This is a genomic window from Micromonospora sp. WMMD961, from assembly GCF_029626145.1.
Taxonomy (GTDB): domain Bacteria; phylum Actinomycetota; class Actinomycetes; order Mycobacteriales; family Micromonosporaceae; genus Micromonospora.
The window spans coordinates 3,414,121-3,432,946 of sequence record NZ_JARUBJ010000002.1 but is presented as its reverse complement, the minus strand read 5'-3'; the positions used below and the strand labels follow the sequence as shown (position 1 = coordinate 3,432,946).

The window sequence follows — 18,826 nt, the reverse complement described above, 5'->3', positions numbered from 1 at the left end:
CGCCAGGGGCAGCGGCCGAGGGTCGGACAACCGAGCTGAACGCTCAGCGGACCAGCAGCACGTCCTGCATACGTTCGGACAGCCAGTCGCGGAACGAGTCCTCGGTCCAGCCGCACCGCAGCACCAACGCGTCATAGTGCGCCGGGTCGTTGAAGATCCACAGAACGTCGACCGCCCGCTCGACGTCGGCGCCTTGGCGCAGCGGGCCGAGCGAGTAACCTCGCTCGACCACCATCCGGGCACCCGCGCGACGGTTGCGCAGCAGCGTCTCCCACACCCCGGCGACCTCAGACGCTTCGTCGGCCGCCCGCCGGACGGTCTCGAAGATCCGCGCCGCGCGCCGGCCGATCAGGGTGCACACACCGGCGTACGCGTGCAGGACCCCGGCCTGCGTGTCGGCCTCGAAGACCGGCCGGAACCAGGGCCGTTGCGCCACCGGTACCGGCTCGTCGTCACCGGCGAGCGCCTCGTCGAGGACCTGCCGTAGCAACGCCGGCTTCGACCCAAACGCGGCGAACACGGTCGGCCGCGCGACGCCTGCGGCGGCTGCCACATCGGCCAACGAGGTGCCGGCGTACCCGCGCGCGACGAACAACTCGGCTGCCGCGCCGACCACCGCCTGTCGGGTGCGCCGCGCGCTCTCCTCACGCACCGCGGACCGGTAGCGCCGAGTCGGCTTTGCGCCCTTGACATCGTCCATGACTTCGCCATACTAGCAACATATTCGCTAGACACTGACTAGTGAATAGACGGCATCCACCGGTTGGAGAGGCAACGACATGTCCGCCCGCCCGTACGTGCGCCACGCCGGCGATGGAGAAGCCCACTGGTTCGTCGGCAGCCTGATGACCGTGAAGGCGACCGGCGAGCAGACCCGCGGCCGTCTCACCGTCGTCGAGTTCGTCAACCCGCCCGGCTTCGCCGCGCCTCTGCATCGGCACCAGCACGAGGACGAACTGTTCTACCTGCTGTCCGGCACGGCCGAGTTCCGCTGTGACGGCGAGGCCTTCACCGCCGGGCCCGGTGACTTCGTCCTGCTGCCCGTCGGGCTGCCACACACCTTCCTCGTCGGACCCGACGAGCCGCTACGTGCCCTGCAGATCACCACCCCGTCCGGTTTCGAGCAGTTCGCCGCCGAGGCCGGCACCCCCGCACTCGACCGGCGACTGCCCGACCCGGCACCCATCGACCCGGCCACCCTCGGTCACGCCGCCGCTCGGCACGGCATCGAGCTGCTCGGACCACCACCCCAGCACTGAGTGAATCGACAAGCACAGGAGGCCAGCACATGACGGACGCAGCGGCTCGACGGCAGGGTCGGTGGTGGGCGTACGCCGCCACCGCAGTCCTGATCAGCGGCGCGGCGGCCTGCGGGTCCACACCCGACGACCAGCCGGCCGCAGCGGGCGGTGACCCGTCCGGCCCGGTCGGTGCGGCGGGCGTCGACGCGAAGCCGGTCGACGCCTGCGCGCTGCTGTCCGTCGACGAGGTCACGCAGGTGATCGGGGCCACCGGCGACACCGGTCCGCGGGCCGGCAACTCCGGCGACGGAGGCAGCTCCTGCGCCTGGGAGAACCCGGACACCTACCATTCGATCACCGTCAGCATCGGCAGCCCCGGCACCGCCGTGGGCGGCAACCTGCCGACCGAATCCCCGTACGGGACGACCGAACCCGGCCCCGACGGCATCCGCTTCGCCTCCGGCGGCATCGCCGAGTTCGCCCTGCGGGACCGCTCCTGCGAGATCCAGGTCGTCACCAAGGTCACCGACGACACCGACCGGTCCACCGCGGTTCGGCTGGTCGGCCTCGTCCGCGACCGTGCCTGAGGCTCGGCGCGAACCATCCGATGAGCAGTGTCCAGGCCACGCCGGCCACGGAGAACCGGCTGCGGCCGATCAGAGAGGGGTACACATGCGACGACTACCAGTGCTCATGCTCGGCCTGTTGCTGGTGGTGCCGGCGGGGTGCCGCGACGCATCCGATCCGGCGGCGGACACCGACGTCGCTGCGCAATCCGACGTGTCCGCCGGCTCGGACGCCGTGCCCGGCACCGCCGTCCCACCCTGCCCCCTCACCGCGAAACAGGTGTCGACGATTCTCGGTCAGCCGCTGACCGACGACGGCAACTGCCTGTTCGGCGACGGTAAGGGCGTGGCCAGCGTGAACATCACCACCTCGTCCCCGATGGCCGGTTCGACCACGTACGAGTACGCGCGCCAACGAGCCGGGGAGACCTTCGACGCGGTCAAGGACCTCGCCTCGGGTGTAAAGGCGTACGTCGCGGTGAAGGACATCGCCGGCGAGGCGGTGTTGGTCAGCGAGGCGGGCGCCTACACGATCAACCTGAGCAGCTTCGCGCGGCTCGACCCCGCCGGCTACGAACAGGCCCTGCGGGCGCTGCTCGACGCGATCGAGGCAACCTGATGTCGACGACACGAATGGCGAACCTGGTCTGGACCGTACCCGTGGGAACGCGGCGTGCCGGGGTGATCTCGGCGGCGGTCCTGGCCCTCGCGCTGGCCGGCTGCGGCACGGCCGACCCGGCTCCCCCGCCGCCCGCCGTCGATCAGCCTCCCGTCGACGCGCCGGCCAGCGCCGGCGACCACGGTGACGTCACCGCGGCCCCGGCACGGACCGTCGACCCGTGCGCGCTGGTGCCCAAGGCCGCCGCCGAACGCCTGGCTGGAACACCCCTGCAGGATCCGGTGCAAGCCGCCGAGTCCTGCACCTACACCGGCCCGATCAGCGGACCCACCGCCCAGGTCGAGGTCTACGTCGGCGCGGGGGCCAAGAAGATCCTCGACATCGACCGCGACCTCGGCCACGACCTGAAACCCCTCACCGGCGTGGGCGACGAGGCGCACATCGAGGACGGCGCGGTATTCGTCAACGCCGGTGACGTCTGGGTCGCCGTCCGGCTGGTCAGCCTGGCCGACCCCGCAGCTTCCCGGCAGCCGCTCCAGGACCTGGCCCGGGACGTGGTGACCCGGCTGTGAAGCTCGGCAACCGGCGAACCCGCGCGGTCATCGCCGCCGCGACCGTCCTGCCCGTCCTGCTCGGCCTGACCGCGTGCCGGGGCGCGAAGCCGACCACGCCCGACGATGACGGCGGTGATCTACGCTACGGCGCCGCACCCGCCGCACACCCGGACGTGACCCTCCACCCGGACGTCGTCATCGTGGCCGGCGGCAGCGGCGTGGTGCGTGCCGTCACCGACGGGGGGCTGACCTGGCGGCTGGATCCCGACGCCGGCAACGCCAACCTACTGGCCCCCGGCAAGGTCATGTTCGTCACCGGACGTGGGGTCGGGCGGGTGATCGACGCCCGACGTGACGGCCAGGACCTCGCGGTCGCCATCGGCCCGGTCGACATCACCGACGTGATCCAGGACGGCGAGTTCACCTCCGAACAGCCCGTCTCGCTCGCCGACGCGACCGCCTACCAGTTCGACGACCCATTCTGGTCCCACCCGGACACCGAACCGCCGCGATCCGAACCGGCCGCGACCACGACCCTGGACCGCGCGCCGGCCACGACAACCAACGCGCTGACGCTGGCCGGTAGCCGGCCGGTCACCGCCGCCGCGCCGCTGACCACGGGTGCGGCCCGGCCAGGCGAGCTGGAAGCCACGGGTTTCTGCTGCACCGACGGTGTCGGCGCCCGCTTCTCCTACCGTGACAGCGGGCTCGACCTCTCCGGCACCATCGCCTTCGTGATGGAGCAGCCCTCGGCGAAGTTCCACCTGGTGATCGACGGGTCCACGATCACCGTGGCCGAGTTGCGGATCCACGGCGCCGCCGGAGTCCGGATCCAGGTCGACGCCACCACGACAACCGGCCAGAACGTCCACCCCGTCGCCTTCGTCCCGGTCACCTTCAGCGTGCCCATCGAATCCGTCCTGGGCATCCCGCTCTCGGCGACCGTCCGGCAGTCGATCGGCATCCGCACCGGCTTCAGCGCCGGGCACACGACGATCAGGGCCACCGGCGAGTACTCGCTCGGCGGCACCATGGGCTTCGGCTACGCCAACGGCAGGTTCGGCCCACGCTGGCCGGGCGGACTGCAGGTGAAGAGCAGCCTCGTGGACTCCGTCGACGGCACCTCAGTGGGAGCGAACGCCCTGCTCATCGACTACGACGTGAAGTTCTTCGTCGGTATCGGCGCCGTCGTGTTCACCGCCGGCCTGTACGCCGGGCTCACCACCACGGTGGGTATCACGCGCGGATCGAGCATCGGCTTCGGCGGTCTACAGGGACTCGCCTACCGGGAGGGCTGCAACCGCGCCGACCTCACCATCAACGCGAGATACGGCGTCGGCTACACCATCCCGGCCCTGGTCGCCAAGGTGATCAACTTCTTCCTGAAGATCTTCAACGCCAAACCCATCGCCGCCGAGGGCGGCATTCCCAACCCGCCACCAGTCGTCAACCTGGTCAACCAGCACTGGGTCACGAACCGGCCGGTGTGTCAGCACTGAGGCGAGCCGGTGCTGCGAAAGTGGCCGGAAGAAGTCCGGAACTTTTCCGCAACTCCAGCGAAGCTTCGGTCGACCTGGCGTGTCGTCAACCCCTACCGGTGAGGCAAGATGACGCGTGGAGCGGGCACGCCGTTCCGGGACACACGGCGGACGGCACCTGGTGCTCGTTCCTCCGGCTCGGTGAAGGAGACGCGGGTGGGCGCGGACGACGGACGCAGGGTGACCATCACCGCGATCGCACGGGAGGCCGGGGTCTCGGTGCCGACCGTGTCACGAGTGCTCAACGGTCGCTCCGATGTGGCCCCCGGCACCCGGGAGCGGGTCGAGGAGTTGCTGCGCCACCACGGCTACCGCCGTCGCACCAGCCGCAGTGTTCGCCGGGCCGGCCTGGTCGACCTGGTCTTCAACGACCTGGACAGCCCCTGGGCAGTGGAAATCATCCGTGGCGTGGAGGACGTCGGGCACGGCGCGGGCCTCGGCACCGTGGTCTCCGCGATCCACCGGCAGCCCACCGCGGCGCGGCAGTGGCTGCAGAATCTGCGCGCCCGGGCCACCGACGGTGTCATCTTCGTGACCTCGCACCTGAGCCCGCCGCTGCACGCGCAGCTCCGCCGCCTCAACGTGCCGGTGGTGGTCGTCGATCCGGCCGGCGTTCCGGCCATGGACGTGCCGACCATCGGGGCGACCAACTGGGCCGGTGGGCTCGCCGCGACCGAACATCTACTGTCGATCGGGCACCGCCGCATCGGCTTCGTGGCCGGCCCGTCGCACCTGCTGTGCAGCCGCGCACGACTCGACGGTCACCGGGCCGGGTTGGAGGCCGCCGGGGTGCCGATGGACGAGGCGCTGATCTACCCGGGCGACTTCTACCACGCCTCCGGGTTCTCCGGCGGGACGGCGCTGCTCGACCTCGCCGACCCGCCGACCGCCATCTTCGCCGCCAGCGACCAGATGGCCTTCGGCGTGTACGAGGCCATTCGACGCCGCGGGCTGCGAGTCCCGGACGACGTCAGCGTCGTCGGCTTCGACGACCTGCCCGAGGCCCGGTGGGCGTCCCCGCCGCTGACCACCGTGCGCCAGCCGTTGGTCGAGATGGGACGGTTGGCGGCACGGACCGTGCTGCGCCTGTCCCAGGGCGAGGGCATCGACTCGCCACGCGTCGAACTCGCCACGGAACTGGTCGTGCGGGACAGCACCGCCGCCCCGACGACCGGGTCGCCCAACCCGTCGTGACGGCCGGAACTTCGCCGGAGACCGGCTGGCGCGCTTCCGATCCGGTTCCGGTAATTCCGGCGACGACCCGGCGACCCGAGCCGGGGCCGCACGGCTGAGTCGAGGCGCGGCGAGCGACGACTGGTCACCCACCGCGCCGCGCGGGAGTTCACTCGACACAGGGATCCTCCTGGACTCGAGGTGCCAGAAAGACCGGAGTCTATGGACGGCAGCGCCGGATGTCGATTCGTCAGGGCAGTCGACGGCGACGCCGCCACAGCAGCCCGCCCAGCAACGCCAGCACGCCCGCGCCGCTGACCGCGGTCACCGACCAGAGCCAGCCAGACCCGCTGTGCCCCGGCCCGCTGGCCGCCGCCGGCCGGGGCAGACCGGGTGCCGCCAGCGCGGACGGTGCCGCCGACGGCGTGGCGGTCAACTCGCCCGGATCGACCAGCCGGCCGACCGAGGCGTCCCGGGGCACGGTGAACCCCCAGTCGAGCAGGGCCGCACCCTGCTCCCAGCCACGCTTCGGCGCCGATTCGGCACCGAGCAGGGTCACCACCAGCCGTCGTCCTCCCCGCTCCGCCGCCCCCACGTAGGTGTGCCGGGCCAGGTCGGTGAAGCCGGTCTTGCCGCCGAGCGCACCCGGGTACCGGTAGATGAGCTGGTTCTCGTTCTGGATGTCGAAACCCTTGGTGCGTTGCGCCGGCTGGGCCGGAATCGACGCCTGCTCGGTCAACGCGTACCTGCGGAAGGTCGGCTCGGCAAAGCAGGCCCGGGCGATCAACGCCAGGTCGTACGCGCTGGTGAACTGGCCCGCGCCGTCCAGCCCGGACGGGGTGACCGCGTGCGTCTGGAGCGCGCCGAGGTGGTGCGCGTGCTCGTTCATGGCGCGTACGCCGGCGGCGCTGTCCGTGCCGGCACCGAGTCGGGCGAGCGCGTTGGCGGCCTCGTTGCCGGAGTTGAGCAGCAACCCGAGCCAGATGGTCTCGATGGTGTACCGACCTCCCGCGACCAGGCCCACTGCCGACGAGCCGGGTTCGATGTTCATGTCCTCCTCGGTGACGGTGACCGTCTGCTTCGGGTTCAACTTGGGCAGCATCGTGGCCGCCAGCAGGAGCTTCTGCACGCTGGCGGGTGTGCCGTACTCGTGCGGACCGCAGCCGCCGAGCACCTGGCCGCTGTCCAGGTCGGCGACCAGCCACGACGTGGCGGTGACCCCCGGTGGCGCGGCGACGCCGGCCGGCGTGACCAGGCCGGCGGTGTCCAGCGCCGCACCGCCGACGACCCGCTGCGCGGGCACGGCGGGCGGGGGCGACGGCCGGGGTGGACGGGACATCGCCGGCGCCGGAACCCGGGGGCATCGCACCGTCGGCATGCCGGACGCTCCCGCCGCGGTCACCGGCACGGGAGCGAGCAGGACGGCGGACGTCGTGGCCGCCAGCAGCACAGCTCTCATGTGCCCGACCCTAGTCACGACGATCGCTCCGCGGGACGGGATGCTGGTCATCCCGAGCGCTCAGATAGTCGTGCAGTGCGGCACTGCCCCGCAGCCTTCGCCGGCTGCGGGTGTGCAGCTCCTGCTCGCGGCGGGCCAGCTCGGCACGGACCCGCTGCGGGCTGCCGGTGGTCCGAAGCTCGCCCAGCACCGCCTCGATGATCTCGAACGGGTACGCACCCCGGCGCAGCAGCGCGATGACCTGCGCGGCGCGTAGCTCCGTCTCGTCGTACACCCGGTAGTTGGTGCCCGGGGTGCGGCCCGGCCGCAGCAGCTTCCGCTCCTCCCACAGCCGCAGCTGCGAGGTCCGGACCCCGACCAGGGCGGCGACCTCGCCGATGCGCACGTCGCGGCGCGGGGCGGGCCGGGCCTGCGACGGGCCGGCCAGCACGGTCTCGAAGGCGCCGAGCACCCGCCGGATCTCGGCGCGCTCCCGGTCCAGTTCGGCATGCCCGCCGTCGAGCGCCGCCAGGGCCGTCGGCAGGTCACCGGAGTGGACCGCCGCCATGATCTCCCGGGTACGGATCCAGCCGTGCCCCTCGGCCAGTCGACGCGCCACGGTGAGCGCCCGCGCGTGCGCGGTCGTGAAGATCCGGTAACCGCTGGCGGTGCGGCGCACCGGCGGCAACACCCCCTGCTCGACGTAGTTGCGCACCTGCTGCACCGAGATTCCGACGGTGGCGGCGAGGTCGACGGCGCGCAGACGCTCGGTCGGTCCGGAGGGCACGACAGCAACCATAACGGTTACCACGCGATTTGAGACTTTCCCCCTCAGTGCACTGCGCCTTGCACTGGAGAATCGCCGAAAGCCTCTACATGGGGATGAATGAGACAATGGAACCTGCCAGCACCCGGCGGGGCGCGAGTCCCGCCACGACTCCGTGAAGGATTCGCATGTCGCAGCCAGCATGGTCCGCCGCCGACAGCCACGACATGATCGAGGTACGCGGGGCGCGGGAGAACAACCTCGCCAGCGTCTCGGTCGACATCCCCAAGCGTCGGCTGACGGTCTTCACCGGCGTCTCCGGCTCCGGCAAGTCGTCGCTGGTCTTCGGCACCATCGCCGCCGAGTCCCAGCGCATGATCAATGAGACCTACAGCGCGTTCCTCCAGTCGTTCATGCCGAACCTCAACCGCCCGGACGTCGACTCGCTGCGCAACCTCAGCGCGGCCATCGTCGTCGACCAGGAGCGGATGGGCGTCAACTCCCGGTCCACCGTCGGCACCGCGACCGACGCGTACGCCATGCTGCGGATCCTCTTCAGCCGGCTCGGTCAGCCGTCCATCGGCGGCGCGGGTGCGTTCAGCTTCAACCTGCCCGAAGGCATGTGCCTCACCTGCGAAGGGCTGGGTCGGGTCTCCGACCTCGACATCAACGAGCTGGTCGACGTCGAGCGCTCCCTCAACGACGGCGCCATCACCGTGCCCAACTTCGCCGTCGACTCGTGGTACTGGCAGACCATCGTCGGCTCCGGCCTGTTCGACCCCGACGTCAAGGTGCAGGACTTCACCCCGCAACAGTGGGAGGACTTCCTCCACAAACCGGCCACCAAGATCAAGGTGGGCGGCAACAACTGGACGTACGAGGGTCTGGTGGTCAAGGTCAAGCGGCTCCTCCTGGCCAAGGACCGCGAGTCGATGCAGCCGCACATCCGCGCCTTCGTGGACCGGGCGGTCACCTTCACCACCTGCGGCGACTGCGGCGGCACCCGGCTCAACGCCGCGGCCCTGTCCTCGCGCATCGCCGGACACAGCATCGCGGACTGCTCGGCCATGCAGATCAGCGACCTGGCGACGTTCGTCCGGGGTATCGACGACCCGGAGGTGGCGCCGCTGATCGTCAATCTGCGGGACCTGCTGGAATCCCTCGTCGAGATCGGGCTGGGCTACCTCAGCCTGGACCGCGAGTCGGCAACCCTGTCCGGCGGTGAGGCGCAACGGGTGAAGATGGTCCGGCACCTCGGCTCCAGCCTCTCCGACGTCACGTACGTCTTCGACGAGCCCACCGTCGGCCTACACCCACACGACATCGCCCGGATGAACGACCTGCTGCTGCGGTTGCGCGACAAGGGCAACACGGTGCTGGTCGTCGAGCACAAACCGGAGACCATCGCGATCGCCGACCACGTGGTCGACCTCGGCCCGGGGGCCGGCACCGACGGCGGCCGGATCTGCTTCACCGGCGACGTCCCCGGCCTACGCCACTCCGACACGCTCACCGGCCGGCACCTGGACCACCGCGTCACAGTGCGCGCCGACGTACGCCCACCCACCGGGCAACTCCCCATCCGCCAGGCCGACCTGCACAACCTGCGCGACGTGGACGTGGACATCCCACTCGGTGTGCTCACCGTGGTCACCGGCGTGGCCGGCTCCGGCAAGAGCTCGCTGATCCACGGGTCGCTGCGCGGGCGTCCCGGAGTCGTGATCGTGGACCAGTCCCCGATCCGCGGCTCGCGGCGCAGCAACCCGGCCACCTACAGCGGGATGCTCGACCCGATCCGCACCGCCTTCGCCAAGGCCAACGGGGTGAAGGCCGCCCTTTTCAGCGCCAACTCCGAGGGCGCCTGCCCGACCTGCAAGGGGATCGGGCTGATCTACACGGACCTGGCGATGATGGCCGGCGTGGCGAGCGTCTGCGAACGGTGCGAGGGCCGACGCTTCACCGACGAGGTGCTCACCTACACGCTGCGCGGCAAGAACATCAGCGAGGTCCTGGCCATGTCGGTCACCGAGGCGCACGCGTTCTTCCCGGGTGGACCGGCGCACCTCGTCCTCGGCCGGTTGGTCGACGTCGGGCTGGGCTACATCAGCCTCGGTCAACCGTTGACCACACTGTCCGGCGGCGAGCGGCAACGACTCAAGCTCGCCATCCACCTGGCGGAGAAGACCACCACGTACGTCCTGGACGAGCCCACCACCGGCCTGCACCTGGCCGACGTGGACCAGTTGTTGGCCCTGCTGGACCGGATGGTCGACGCCGGCAACACGGTGATCGTCATCGAGCACCACCAGGCGGTCATGGCCCACGCGGACTGGCTCATCGACCTCGGCCCGGGCGCCGGACACGACGGCGGCCGGATCGTCTTCACCGGCACACCCGCCGACCTGGTCGCCCGCGGCGACACCCTCACCGCCACCCACCTGCGCGAGTACGTCACCGAGCCGGCACTGGTCGACAGGAGGTGACGCCGGCACGTGGGCGGCGAGCAGGCCGGTCCGTGTTCCAGCCGGGGCGTGGGGGTTTGCTGCTCAGGCGACGCGGCGCAGCCAGCGCCGCTGCCAGGGCGTCTCGACCGCCTTCGGGTGGTAGCCGGACCGGACCCACGGCACCGCCCGCTCGACCGGTAGACCGTCGAGGATCGCCAGCGCGGCCAGAGCCGTTCCGGTGCGGCCCACCCCACCGCGGCAGGCCACCTCGACGCGTTGCCCGTCGTGCGCCCGCCGCAGCGCCTCCCGCAAGGCATCGAGGGCGTCGGCGCGATCAAGCGGAACCCAGAAGTCAGGCCATCGGATCCGCCGGTGCGCCCAGGCCGGCGTCGGGCCAGGTGCCAACAGCACGGCGAAGTCGGCGGGCGAGGCAGCCGCAGCGATGCGGCGTCCGCGCACCGTAACCCCACTGGGGAGCACGAGTACGCTCGATTGCTCGGACCACGGCTGCGCGTCAGTCATCCAAGCATTGTGCCGCCGCCCGCCGAGCACAGACAGCGCCGCCCCCGGCCTCGTGGGCCGGGGGCGGCGCTGGTGTCGGTGTGCAGGTCGCCTCTCGGCGAGTGGCACGACGCGGCTCCAGCCGAACGGTATTCCGCGAGGGCGATTTAGGTGAGGCCCGGGGACACTGAGTCACACCGACACCCTCCACAACCAGCCGGACCCCCACCTTGTTCCCCGCCCAGGGTGGCGTGGATTGCCGCGCGGTCGCCGCGTGTTCCCGGGCGGCGGTCGTGGCACTGCCGCGCGACGCCACCGCACGGCCCCCGCCCACCGGCACGGCACGGCCACCGGCACGGCACGGCCGGCCACCGGCACGGCACGGCACGGGCCACGGCCACCGCCACGGCCCGGGCCACGGGCACGGCACGGCCCGGGCCACGGCCACCGGCACGGCCGGCCACCGGCACGGCACGGCCCGGGCCACCGCCACGGCACGGCACGGGCCACCGGCACGGGCCACCGGCCCGGGCCACCGGCACGGCACGGGCCACGGCCACCGGCACGGCCACCGCGATGCCCAGCCCCGCCGCACGGCGGGGGGCTGGCCACCGCGGTGCGTTGCCCCGCCGTGCGGCGGGCCAACGCACCGCGGCATCGCGCAGGCGCGGCCCACGCCCCGCGCAGGCATCACAGTTCGGCCGCCTGCCTGTCGTTGTCTGACCACCTCACCCAGGCGACCCGGTTGCCCGAACCGTCTGACCGCCGGCGTACGACCCTCACACCCGACACAGGCCAAGCCTTTCTCGACACGCACTGCCCGGCGGCGGCAGGACCCAGAATCGCGAGATCTTGGACAGTTTCCGTTACGCGAGAACAGAAACTGTCCAAGATCTCCCGGACGAACGACGGCGGAAGCGCCGGGAGCCGACGTCGAGCCCACGTCGCGCGGCGCTTCGGCAGCAGACGCGGGTGCCCGAGGTGGATATGCCGCTGGCCGGCACCCCGGTTGGGGGTGCCGGCCAGCGGTCGTGTGGCGTCGGTGCTGTGGTGCGGTGGGGGTCAGCTGTTCCAGTGCTGGCCGACCAGGTCGGTGGCCTGCTGCTCCCACTGGGCGTACGCGTCCGGGTAAGCCGACACCTGCACGGTCTGCGCGGCCTCGGTCAGCGGCATGTCCTGCCACCCGTCGACCTGCTTCAGGCCCTTCAGGAACGCGGTCGTGGAGTACTCGGGGTCGGTGATCTGCTCCGGGGTGCCCCAACCACTGGACGGGCGCTGCTGGAACAGACCCAGCGAGTCGTGGTCGTTCATATCGCCCAGGTGGCCGAGGTTCTCCAGCTTCGACTCCTGCAGGCTGGTGGCGATCGAGATGACCGCGGCCCGCTCGGGCAGGCCGGCCTTCTTCGTGGCGGCGATGATCGCCTTGACGTTGGCGGTCTGCTCGTCGTTGAGGGTGATGTGCGACTGGTCGCCCTGGGTGCCGTGCGGGATCAGCTGGGCGGTGTCCGGCTTGTCGGCCTGCACGGCTACCGCGACCGGCTTGGCGTCCACGGAGTTGTTGTGTGCGGCGACCGGACCGGCGAACACACCACCGGCGAACGCCAGACCAGCAACGGACAACACACTCTTACGCATGATCGTGTTCATGGGGGAAGCTCCTTCGGGGGTAAGGACACCCGCGTACGGGTGAGCACCTCGTCGGGCGCACCAAACAGGGGAAAAGTCTTGGGGGCGGCGGCCAGCAGACCGAGGGCCTGCGGCGCCGGCGTCGGCGACCTACGAGCGAGGGCTCGGGCGCCGGGTCCATGTGTAACGGCCCGCCGGGCGGGGCCATTCCGGGTCGGCCGATCCCGGTGAAGCGGGGTACCGGTCGGGCCGGGGTTCCACGTGTAACGACCCGCGGACCGGGGTCATTCCGGCGGGCGGCCGATCCGGTCGACCGGCCGTGGTCCTGCGATCGTCAGGGTGTGTAACCACCCCCGCCCGGCCACCATTCCGGCCCGGGGATGCAGCCGGTCACAGCCCATTGCCGGACAAATCACCCGCTCGGCCTCACAGGCGTGGGCCGACAGGGCCCCGGGGCTGACTCACGCCGCCACAGCCAGCCGGGCTCCAGGGACAGACGGGACGAGCAGGGCACATCCGAATGCGCGAAGGCAGGGCCGACCGTGAGGGTCTTCCCCACGGCGGGCGCAAGACCTCAACGCACCGGGCGGTCGTCAACGCCCGGGGCGCTCACCGCGCATACTGCTTAGACCGTGCGTACCTTGCGTACCGCGCAGACCGCGCAAACCGCTCGGACCGCTCGGACCGCTCGGACCGCTCGGACCGCTCGGACCTCGCAAACCGCTCAGAGCGCTCAGAGCGCGCAAGCCCGCAGGGCGCGCAGACCGCGCCCGTGCGCAGGCTTGACCCACTCGACTTCCGCGAAGTTGGGGTGTCTTGGGTACCCGTATACCGCCGCTTCGGCGAAGTCGAGCGGATCAAGACGAGGGAATCAAGGCGGACGTCAGGTGCCCAGGTAACGCAGGACGGCGAGGATTCGTCGGCTGTAGCCAGCCGTGTGCGCGAGGTCGAGTTTGTCGAAGATGGCGTTGACGTGCTTCTCGACCGCACTCTGCGACACGTGCAGCCGTTGGGCGATCGCGAGGTTCGTGTGACCCTGTGCCATTTCGTGCAACACGTCCTGTTCCCGTGGCGTGAGCCGACCGAGCGGGTCGGGCCGCTGCGAGCCGGCCACCACCTGACGGACCACCTCCGGGTCGAGGGCGGTGCCTCCGGCGGCGACCCGGTCGAGTGCGTCGAGGAAGTCGTCCACCTGCGCGACCCGATCCTTGAGCAGATAGCCGACCCCCTCGGGGCGGTCCGCGAGCAGCCGGCCGGCGTAGCGCCGCTCCACGTACTGGGAGAGCACGAGGACGCCGGTGTCGGGCCACCGTCGACGGATCTCCAGGGCGGCCCGCAGCCCGTCGTCGGTGTGGGTGGGCGGCATTCGGACGTCGGTGACGACCACGTCGGGGCGGGCACGTCCGACCGCCTCGACAAGTTCGTCGGCGGTCCCCACTCCGGCGAGCACCTCGTGGTCCTCCTCGGCGAGGAGCCGCGTCAGACCCTCCCGGAGCAGCGTCGAGTCTTCGGCGAGGACTAGCCGCACGGCAACTCTGCCTGCACGGTCGTCGGACCGCCGGCGGGGCTTGTCACCGACAGTCGGCCGTCCAGCGCGGCGACCCGTCGCGCCAGCCCGGACAGCCCACGCCCGGCCGGTTGCGCCCCGCCGGCGCCGTCGTCGTGCACGCGCATCCGGATCCACCCGTCCTGTGCCTCGATCTCGACCGTGACCAGGTTAGCGGCGGCATGCTTCGCGGCGTTGGTCAGCGCCTCGCAGGCCACGAAGTAGAGCACCGTCTCGATCTGCCGCGCGGGGCGGACCGGCAGCTCGCAGCGGATCCGCACCGGCACCTGGGATCCGCGGGCGACCATTGCCAGCACCTCTCCCAGCTCGTTGCTGTCCAGTGCCGACGGGTAGACCCGCCACGCCACCTCACGTAACTCCTCGACGGCCCGCTGTACGTCCTCGTGTGCCTGCGTGATCAGCGCGTGCGCGCGGTCGGCGTCGCGGGCACGGCGGGCCCGGCCGAGCAGCATGCCGAGGGCGACCAGCCGCTGCTGGAGGCCGTCGTGCAGATCGCGTTCGATGCGCTGCCGTTCGGCGTCGACCGCGGCGATGACCCCGGCCCGACTGGTGGTCAGCTCCTGGACTCGCCGCGTCAACTCCGCCCGGCTTCCCGGGGCGAGCAGACGCCGGGCCAGCCGGACGTCCAGCGCCGCGATGCTGGCGAAGGCTTGGACGTTGAGCAGAAGCAGGACCGCTCCGACGCCGAGCTGAGACAAGGCGTCGAGGAAGCCCAGCTCTCCGTGCACGGCCGCGCGCAGCACGATCCCGGCCAGCACCAGCCCGATGCCGAGCACGGCGTACGCCAGCACGGCGAGTGATCCGGGTAGCAGTCGGGCGGCCAGGTAGCCGATCTGCCGCCGGGTGGCCACATCGTTCGGTGTGGGCAACTCCCCCGCGGCGAGCAGTCCGGCGAGGCGACGACGTTCCGTGTGCACCAGCAGTGCCGCGTACCGTCTGGTCAGGCCGACAACCCGATGGTGGGCGGCGGGCGCGACCGCGCCCACGGCGAAGGCGACGGCCGTGATCGCGAGAAAGGCAAGCTCGACGGCGGCGGTGGCGATTCCGGCGGCGACGCCGACCGGCAGCCGGAACCGGTGCCACCACCTGCCGGTGCGCCGCTCCCCCACCGTCTCGTCCGTCTTCACGGTGAATCCGCCCCCCCGTTGCGCTGCGGTCGCTAGCGCTCGTCCGAGGCCCACGATCCGCTGCGGTAGAGGGTGCCGCGACCGGCCGGGTCGGGCACACCGGCGAGCGCGCTCTGCTCGGGTTCGGCCGGTTCGGGGTTCCGCGCCGCGCGACGGGCACGCAGGATGCGGGACCCGACGAACCAGGCGGCCGCCGCGACGCAGACCACGATCACCACCTTCTGGAGCATGCCGGCGTAGCCCTCGACGAGGTGCCAGTTGTCGCCGAGGAAGTAGCCGGCGAGCACGAACGTGCTGTTCCAGATCAGGCTGCCCAGCGTGGTGTAGATCAGGAACGTGGCGACGGGCATCCGCTCCACCCCGGCCGGAACGGAGATCAGGCTCCGGAAGATCGGGATCATCCGCCCGAAGAAGACGGCTTTCACGCCGTGCCGGATGAACCACGCCTCGGTCCGGTCCACGTCGGCGAGCTTCACCAGCGGCAGCCGGGCCGCGATGGCGCGCATCCGGTCGCGCCCCAGCGAAGCGCCGATCAGGTAGAGCGCGAGGGCACCCACCACCGAGCCGAGCGTGGTCCAGAAGATCGCACCGACCAGACTCATCCGTCCCTGCGCGGCGACGAAACCGGCCAGCGGCAGGATCACCTCGCTGGGGATCGGCGGGAACAGGTTCTCCAGCGCGACCGCCAGGCCGGCACCGGGGCCGCCGAGCCGTTCCACCAGGTCGGTGACGTAACCGACGATCCCGCCCTGCGGCGGTTCCGCTGCGGCGGTGGGGGTTCCGGTGACGAGCACGGCGTGGGACGTTCGAATCATGCCCCCACCGTACGAAGCGATCCTGAGAGTCGACCATGAGGACGACCGCCCGGCCACGCGGGTCGACCCCACCGGTGGGGGTGCGGAAAACCGCACCCCGCTACGGCTCGCGGTGGCGCAGCCGCTGTGCGTACCCCTGGATGTCGCGGCGAACGCGCGGGCGCACGCCGCCGCGGTCCGGGCGGCGCGCGCCCGGGTGGTGGTCTTTCCGGAGCTGTCGCTGACCGGGTACGAGTTGGACGCGCCGGTCGTGTCGGTGGACGATCCGCGGTTGACGCCGCTGGTCGAGGCGTGCGCCGGGACGGGGGCGCTGGCGCTGGCCGGTGCGCCGGTCGCGGGCGACCACATTGCGGTGCTGGCGGTGACCGGGGCCGGCGTGACGGTGGCGTACCGCAAGATGTGGCTGGGGGACGCGGAGGCCCGCCGGTTCCGGCCGGGCGACGCGCCGGTCGTGCTCGATGTGGACGGTTGGCGGCTCGGGTTGGCGGTCTGCAAGGACACCGGCGTCGTCGCCCACGCGGAGCGGACGGCGGCGCTCGGGATCGACGTCTACGCGGCGGGTGTCGTGGAGGCCGCGCGCGACGCCGCCGTGATCGACCAGCGGGCGCAGCGGATCATCGCCGCCCACCGGGTCTGGGTGGCGGTGGCCAGCTTCGCCGGCGCGACCGGCGGTGGCTACACCGAGACGGCCGGGCGGTCGGGGGTGTGGACGCCGGAAGGCGAGGTCGCCGGGCGTGCGGGCACCGAGCCGGGCGAGTCGGTCCGCGTCAGCCTCGGTTGAACGGGCTGGCGGCGTCGGACCGCCGCCTAGCGTAGGGCGACCGCCATCGGCACGAGGAGGGTCCAGGGGCGAGGCCGGCTGGACGACGAGGCGTGGCGTGTGTCGTACGTTGGGGGCAGGATCAGCTGATGAGCACCGTCCCCTCCCGACTGTCCGTGGTCACGCTGGGAGCACGCGACATCGTGACGCTGCGGTCGTTCTACCGGTCGCTGGGGTGGCCCGAGCTGCCGGCCAGTGACGACGGCTGGTCGGCCTTCCTGCTCGGTGGCGTCCTGTTCGCGCTCTACCCGCTGCCGGAGCTGGCCGCCGAGGCGGCGCCGGGCGCGCCCGCCCCGGCCGGTGGCTGGTCCGGCGTCACCCTGGCCTGCAACGTCGACAGCCGCGAGCAGGTCGACACGGCTTTCGCCGCGGCGGTCGGGGTGGGCGCGACGGTGGTGGCGGAGCCGACCGACCGGCCCTGGGGTGGGCGCTCCGGCTACATCGCGGACCCGGAGGGCAACCGCTGGGAGATCGCCTGGGCGGGCACGGCCCGCTTCGACGAGCGCGGCGCGCTCACCTCGTTCGGCTGAGCGTGTGGTGTTTGCGCGCCTCCCACGATCTTGAAATGCTTCGCGGATGACTTCCTTTCCGGGAACCTTCGCCGACGACGTGGTCGACCAGTCGGCCCAGGCGCAGTTCGAGGCGTTCATCGACGAGCACCGCAGGGCGCTCAACGACTCCCTGGACGGGCTGACCGAGGAGCAGGCGCGCCGCTCGTTGGTGCCGTCCCGCACCACGCTGCTGGGTCTGGTGAAGCACGCCGCGTTCGTGGAGAAGGTCTGGTTCGACGAGGCCGTCACCTGCCGGTCCCGCGCCGAGATCGGCATCCCCGCGACGCCGGACGAGTCGTTCATCCTCGACGACGGCGACACGATCGCCAGCGTCCAGCGGGCACACCGCGAGGCCTGCGAGGCGTCCCGTGTCGCGACGTCCTCGCTCGGTCTGGACGACGTGCTGCGCGGCAACCGGCGTGGCCCGCTGCCGCTGCGGTGGGTGTACCTGCACGTGCTGCGCGAGTTGGCCCAGCACTGCGGGCACGCCGAGATCCTGCGCGAGCAGATCCTGAGCGAGCAGCGCGGGTAACCCAACCCCGGTCAGCCGGCGTCCAGCACCTCCCGCAGCCGTGCCGCGAACTCCTCGGGCTTGCCCGCGTAACCGAACTCAGCGCCGAGGAAACCGCCGTGGTGACTGGGGAACACCACGGCCTCCTGACCGAGCACGGCCGCCATGCCGAGGGCGGTCCGCGCGGTGTACGTCCCCGCCGACTCCTCCCCGACCGCGATGACGATCCGGGTCGGTGCCGCGCTGAGCAGGCTCGCGTCCGGCCGGTAGTCGGTGACCGCCCACGAGTTCTTCGACAGCAGCGGGTCGTCGCGGGTGCCGTCGTCCTCGGTCGACAGGCCGAACATCGCCGGGTCGGGCGTGGGCTGGGCGAAGTAGGCATCGGTGAACTCGCCCTGCCACGACGTCATCACGATGAAGGCGGCCATGCCGGCCCCGGCCCCCTTCACCTGGTACGCGTCGTAGAACCCGGCACGGGCGCGCTCGGCGGCGTCGGCGTCGGGAAGCACCGCGTTGATCGGCGGTTCGTGCGCCACCAACGTGACGACGTCGCCGGGATACGTCGCGACGAGGTCGAGTGCCGTCACCGCACCGCCGCTGCTGGCGAACACGTCGACCGGACCGGCGCCGAGCGCCTCGACCAGCAGGTGCAGGTCGGCCGCCTGCTGCTGCGGCGTGTGGTCGGTCCGGCCGTCCGTGCGGACACTGCGGCCCAGCCCGCGCGGGTCGTAGGTGACGACGGTACGGTCGGTGAACTGCGGGGCGAGCGCGGTGAAGCCCTCCGCCGTCATCGGTTGGCCGATCATGAGCAGCACGGGGTGCCCACCGGACGGGGGCAACGGGCCTCGGACGTCGTAGACCAGGTCGACGCCGGGCACGGCGAGGGTGTGCGTCTGCGTTGTCGTCATCCGGTGAGACTACGACCGGCGGGAGCAGGTGGACGGAAACGCCGTGCCGGCGACGTCGAAC

Annotated in this window: 19 protein-coding genes; 10 read left to right on the top strand and 9 right to left on the bottom strand. The window is 71.7% G+C overall.

All coding sequences use genetic code 11. From position 1 onward, the window contains the following. Positions 1–43: 43 nt before the first annotated feature. The gene (locus tag O7614_RS15480) at positions 44–700 is read right to left on the bottom strand and encodes a TetR/AcrR family transcriptional regulator (RefSeq protein WP_278139161.1); all 657 of its coding nucleotides are present in this window, start codon (positions 698–700) and stop codon (positions 44–46) included. Between the two features lie 79 nt (positions 701–779). Here O7614_RS15480 and O7614_RS15475 point away from each other — a divergent pair, with 79 nt between their 5' ends. The 6 genes from O7614_RS15475 to O7614_RS15450 all read left to right on the top strand — a co-directional run bounded on the left by O7614_RS15475 (position 780) and on the right by O7614_RS15450 (position 5,712). Next, the gene (locus O7614_RS15475) at positions 780–1,259 is read left to right on the top strand and encodes a quercetin 2,3-dioxygenase (RefSeq protein ID WP_278139160.1); all 480 of its coding nucleotides are present in this window, start codon (positions 780–782) and stop codon (positions 1,257–1,259) included. A 29-nt stretch (positions 1,260–1,288) separates the two neighbouring features. Then, positions 1,289–1,828 carry a hypothetical protein gene (locus tag O7614_RS15470; RefSeq protein ID WP_278139159.1) on the top strand — a complete coding sequence of 180 codons (540 nt, stop codon included), beginning with the start codon at positions 1,289–1,291 and terminating at the stop codon, positions 1,826–1,828. An 85-nt stretch (positions 1,829–1,913) separates the two neighbouring features. Next, on the top strand, positions 1,914–2,426 hold the full coding sequence (locus tag O7614_RS15465; RefSeq protein WP_278139158.1) for a hypothetical protein: 513 nt from the start codon (positions 1,914–1,916) through the stop codon (positions 2,424–2,426). Then, the gene (locus tag O7614_RS15460) at positions 2,426–2,998 is read left to right on the top strand and encodes a hypothetical protein (RefSeq protein ID WP_278139157.1); all 573 of its coding nucleotides are present in this window, start codon (positions 2,426–2,428) and stop codon (positions 2,996–2,998) included. Before O7614_RS15465 ends, O7614_RS15460 begins: the two co-directional genes overlap by 1 nt. Next, a complete protein-coding gene (locus O7614_RS15455) occupies positions 2,995–4,479 on the top strand; it encodes a hypothetical protein (RefSeq protein ID WP_278139156.1) in 1,485 nt (494 codons plus the stop codon). The genes O7614_RS15460 and O7614_RS15455 overlap by 4 nt, the downstream gene beginning before the upstream one ends. 195 nt (positions 4,480–4,674) lie before the next feature. Continuing rightward, positions 4,675–5,712: a LacI family DNA-binding transcriptional regulator gene (locus tag O7614_RS15450; protein ID WP_278139155.1), complete on the top strand. Its 1,038-nt coding sequence runs from the start codon at positions 4,675–4,677 to the stop codon at positions 5,710–5,712. A 229-nt stretch (positions 5,713–5,941) separates the two neighbouring features. Here O7614_RS15450 and O7614_RS15445 read toward each other — a convergent pair whose 3' ends face one another. Both O7614_RS15445 and O7614_RS15440 read right to left on the bottom strand, forming a co-directional pair. After that, entirely contained in the window at positions 5,942–7,150 is a 1,209-nt protein-coding gene (locus O7614_RS15445) for a serine hydrolase (RefSeq protein ID WP_278139154.1), read from the bottom strand. A 10-nt stretch (positions 7,151–7,160) separates the two neighbouring features. Then, a complete protein-coding gene (locus O7614_RS15440) occupies positions 7,161–7,916 on the bottom strand; it encodes a MerR family transcriptional regulator (RefSeq protein ID WP_278139153.1) in 756 nt (251 codons plus the stop codon). A gap of 167 nt (positions 7,917–8,083) precedes the next feature. On the opposite strand from O7614_RS15440, the gene O7614_RS15435 reads away from it, so the two are divergent. Beyond that, entirely contained in the window at positions 8,084–10,378 is a 2,295-nt protein-coding gene (locus O7614_RS15435) for an excinuclease ABC subunit UvrA (protein ID WP_278139152.1), read from the top strand. A 63-nt stretch (positions 10,379–10,441) separates the two neighbouring features. Here O7614_RS15435 and O7614_RS15430 read toward each other — a convergent pair whose 3' ends face one another. From O7614_RS15430 to O7614_RS15410, 5 genes are all read right to left on the bottom strand, one after another. Further along, a complete protein-coding gene (locus O7614_RS15430; RefSeq protein ID WP_278139151.1) occupies positions 10,442–10,861 on the bottom strand; it encodes a protein-tyrosine phosphatase family protein in 420 nt (139 codons plus the stop codon). A 1,041-nt stretch (positions 10,862–11,902) separates the two neighbouring features. Further along, positions 11,903–12,487 (bottom strand): hypothetical protein, encoded by a 585-nt coding sequence (locus O7614_RS15425; protein ID WP_278139150.1) that lies wholly within the window; start codon positions 12,485–12,487, stop codon positions 11,903–11,905. An 862-nt stretch (positions 12,488–13,349) separates the two neighbouring features. Next, a complete protein-coding gene (locus O7614_RS15420) occupies positions 13,350–13,994 on the bottom strand; it encodes a response regulator transcription factor (RefSeq protein ID WP_278139149.1) in 645 nt (214 codons plus the stop codon). After that, positions 13,985–15,160, bottom strand: a complete 1,176-nt coding sequence (locus O7614_RS15415; RefSeq protein WP_278139148.1) for a histidine kinase — start codon at positions 15,158–15,160, stop codon at positions 13,985–13,987. The genes O7614_RS15420 and O7614_RS15415 overlap by 10 nt, the downstream gene beginning before the upstream one ends. Before the next feature lie 32 nt (positions 15,161–15,192). Next, positions 15,193–15,975: a DedA family protein gene (locus O7614_RS15410; protein ID WP_278139147.1), complete on the bottom strand. Its 783-nt coding sequence runs from the start codon at positions 15,973–15,975 to the stop codon at positions 15,193–15,195. Between O7614_RS15410 and O7614_RS15405 the strand changes: the two genes are divergently transcribed. The 3 genes from O7614_RS15405 (at position 15,974) to O7614_RS15395 (ending at position 17,878) form a co-directional block, all read left to right on the top strand. After that, positions 15,974–16,756 (top strand): carbon-nitrogen hydrolase family protein, encoded by a 783-nt coding sequence (locus O7614_RS15405; RefSeq protein ID WP_278139146.1) that lies wholly within the window; start codon positions 15,974–15,976, stop codon positions 16,754–16,756. The genes O7614_RS15410 and O7614_RS15405 overlap by 2 nt on opposite strands. 128 nt (positions 16,757–16,884) lie before the next feature. Then, positions 16,885–17,325 (top strand): VOC family protein, encoded by a 441-nt coding sequence (locus O7614_RS15400; RefSeq protein ID WP_278139145.1) that lies wholly within the window; start codon positions 16,885–16,887, stop codon positions 17,323–17,325. 46 nt (positions 17,326–17,371) lie between these two features. Then, the gene (locus O7614_RS15395) at positions 17,372–17,878 is read left to right on the top strand and encodes a DinB family protein (protein WP_278139144.1); all 507 of its coding nucleotides are present in this window, start codon (positions 17,372–17,374) and stop codon (positions 17,876–17,878) included. An 11-nt stretch (positions 17,879–17,889) separates the two neighbouring features. On the opposite strand, the gene O7614_RS15390 is transcribed toward O7614_RS15395, so the two are convergent. Further along, positions 17,890–18,765, bottom strand: a complete 876-nt coding sequence (locus tag O7614_RS15390) for an alpha/beta hydrolase (protein ID WP_278139143.1) — start codon at positions 18,763–18,765, stop codon at positions 17,890–17,892. Positions 18,766–18,826 lie beyond the last annotated feature (61 nt).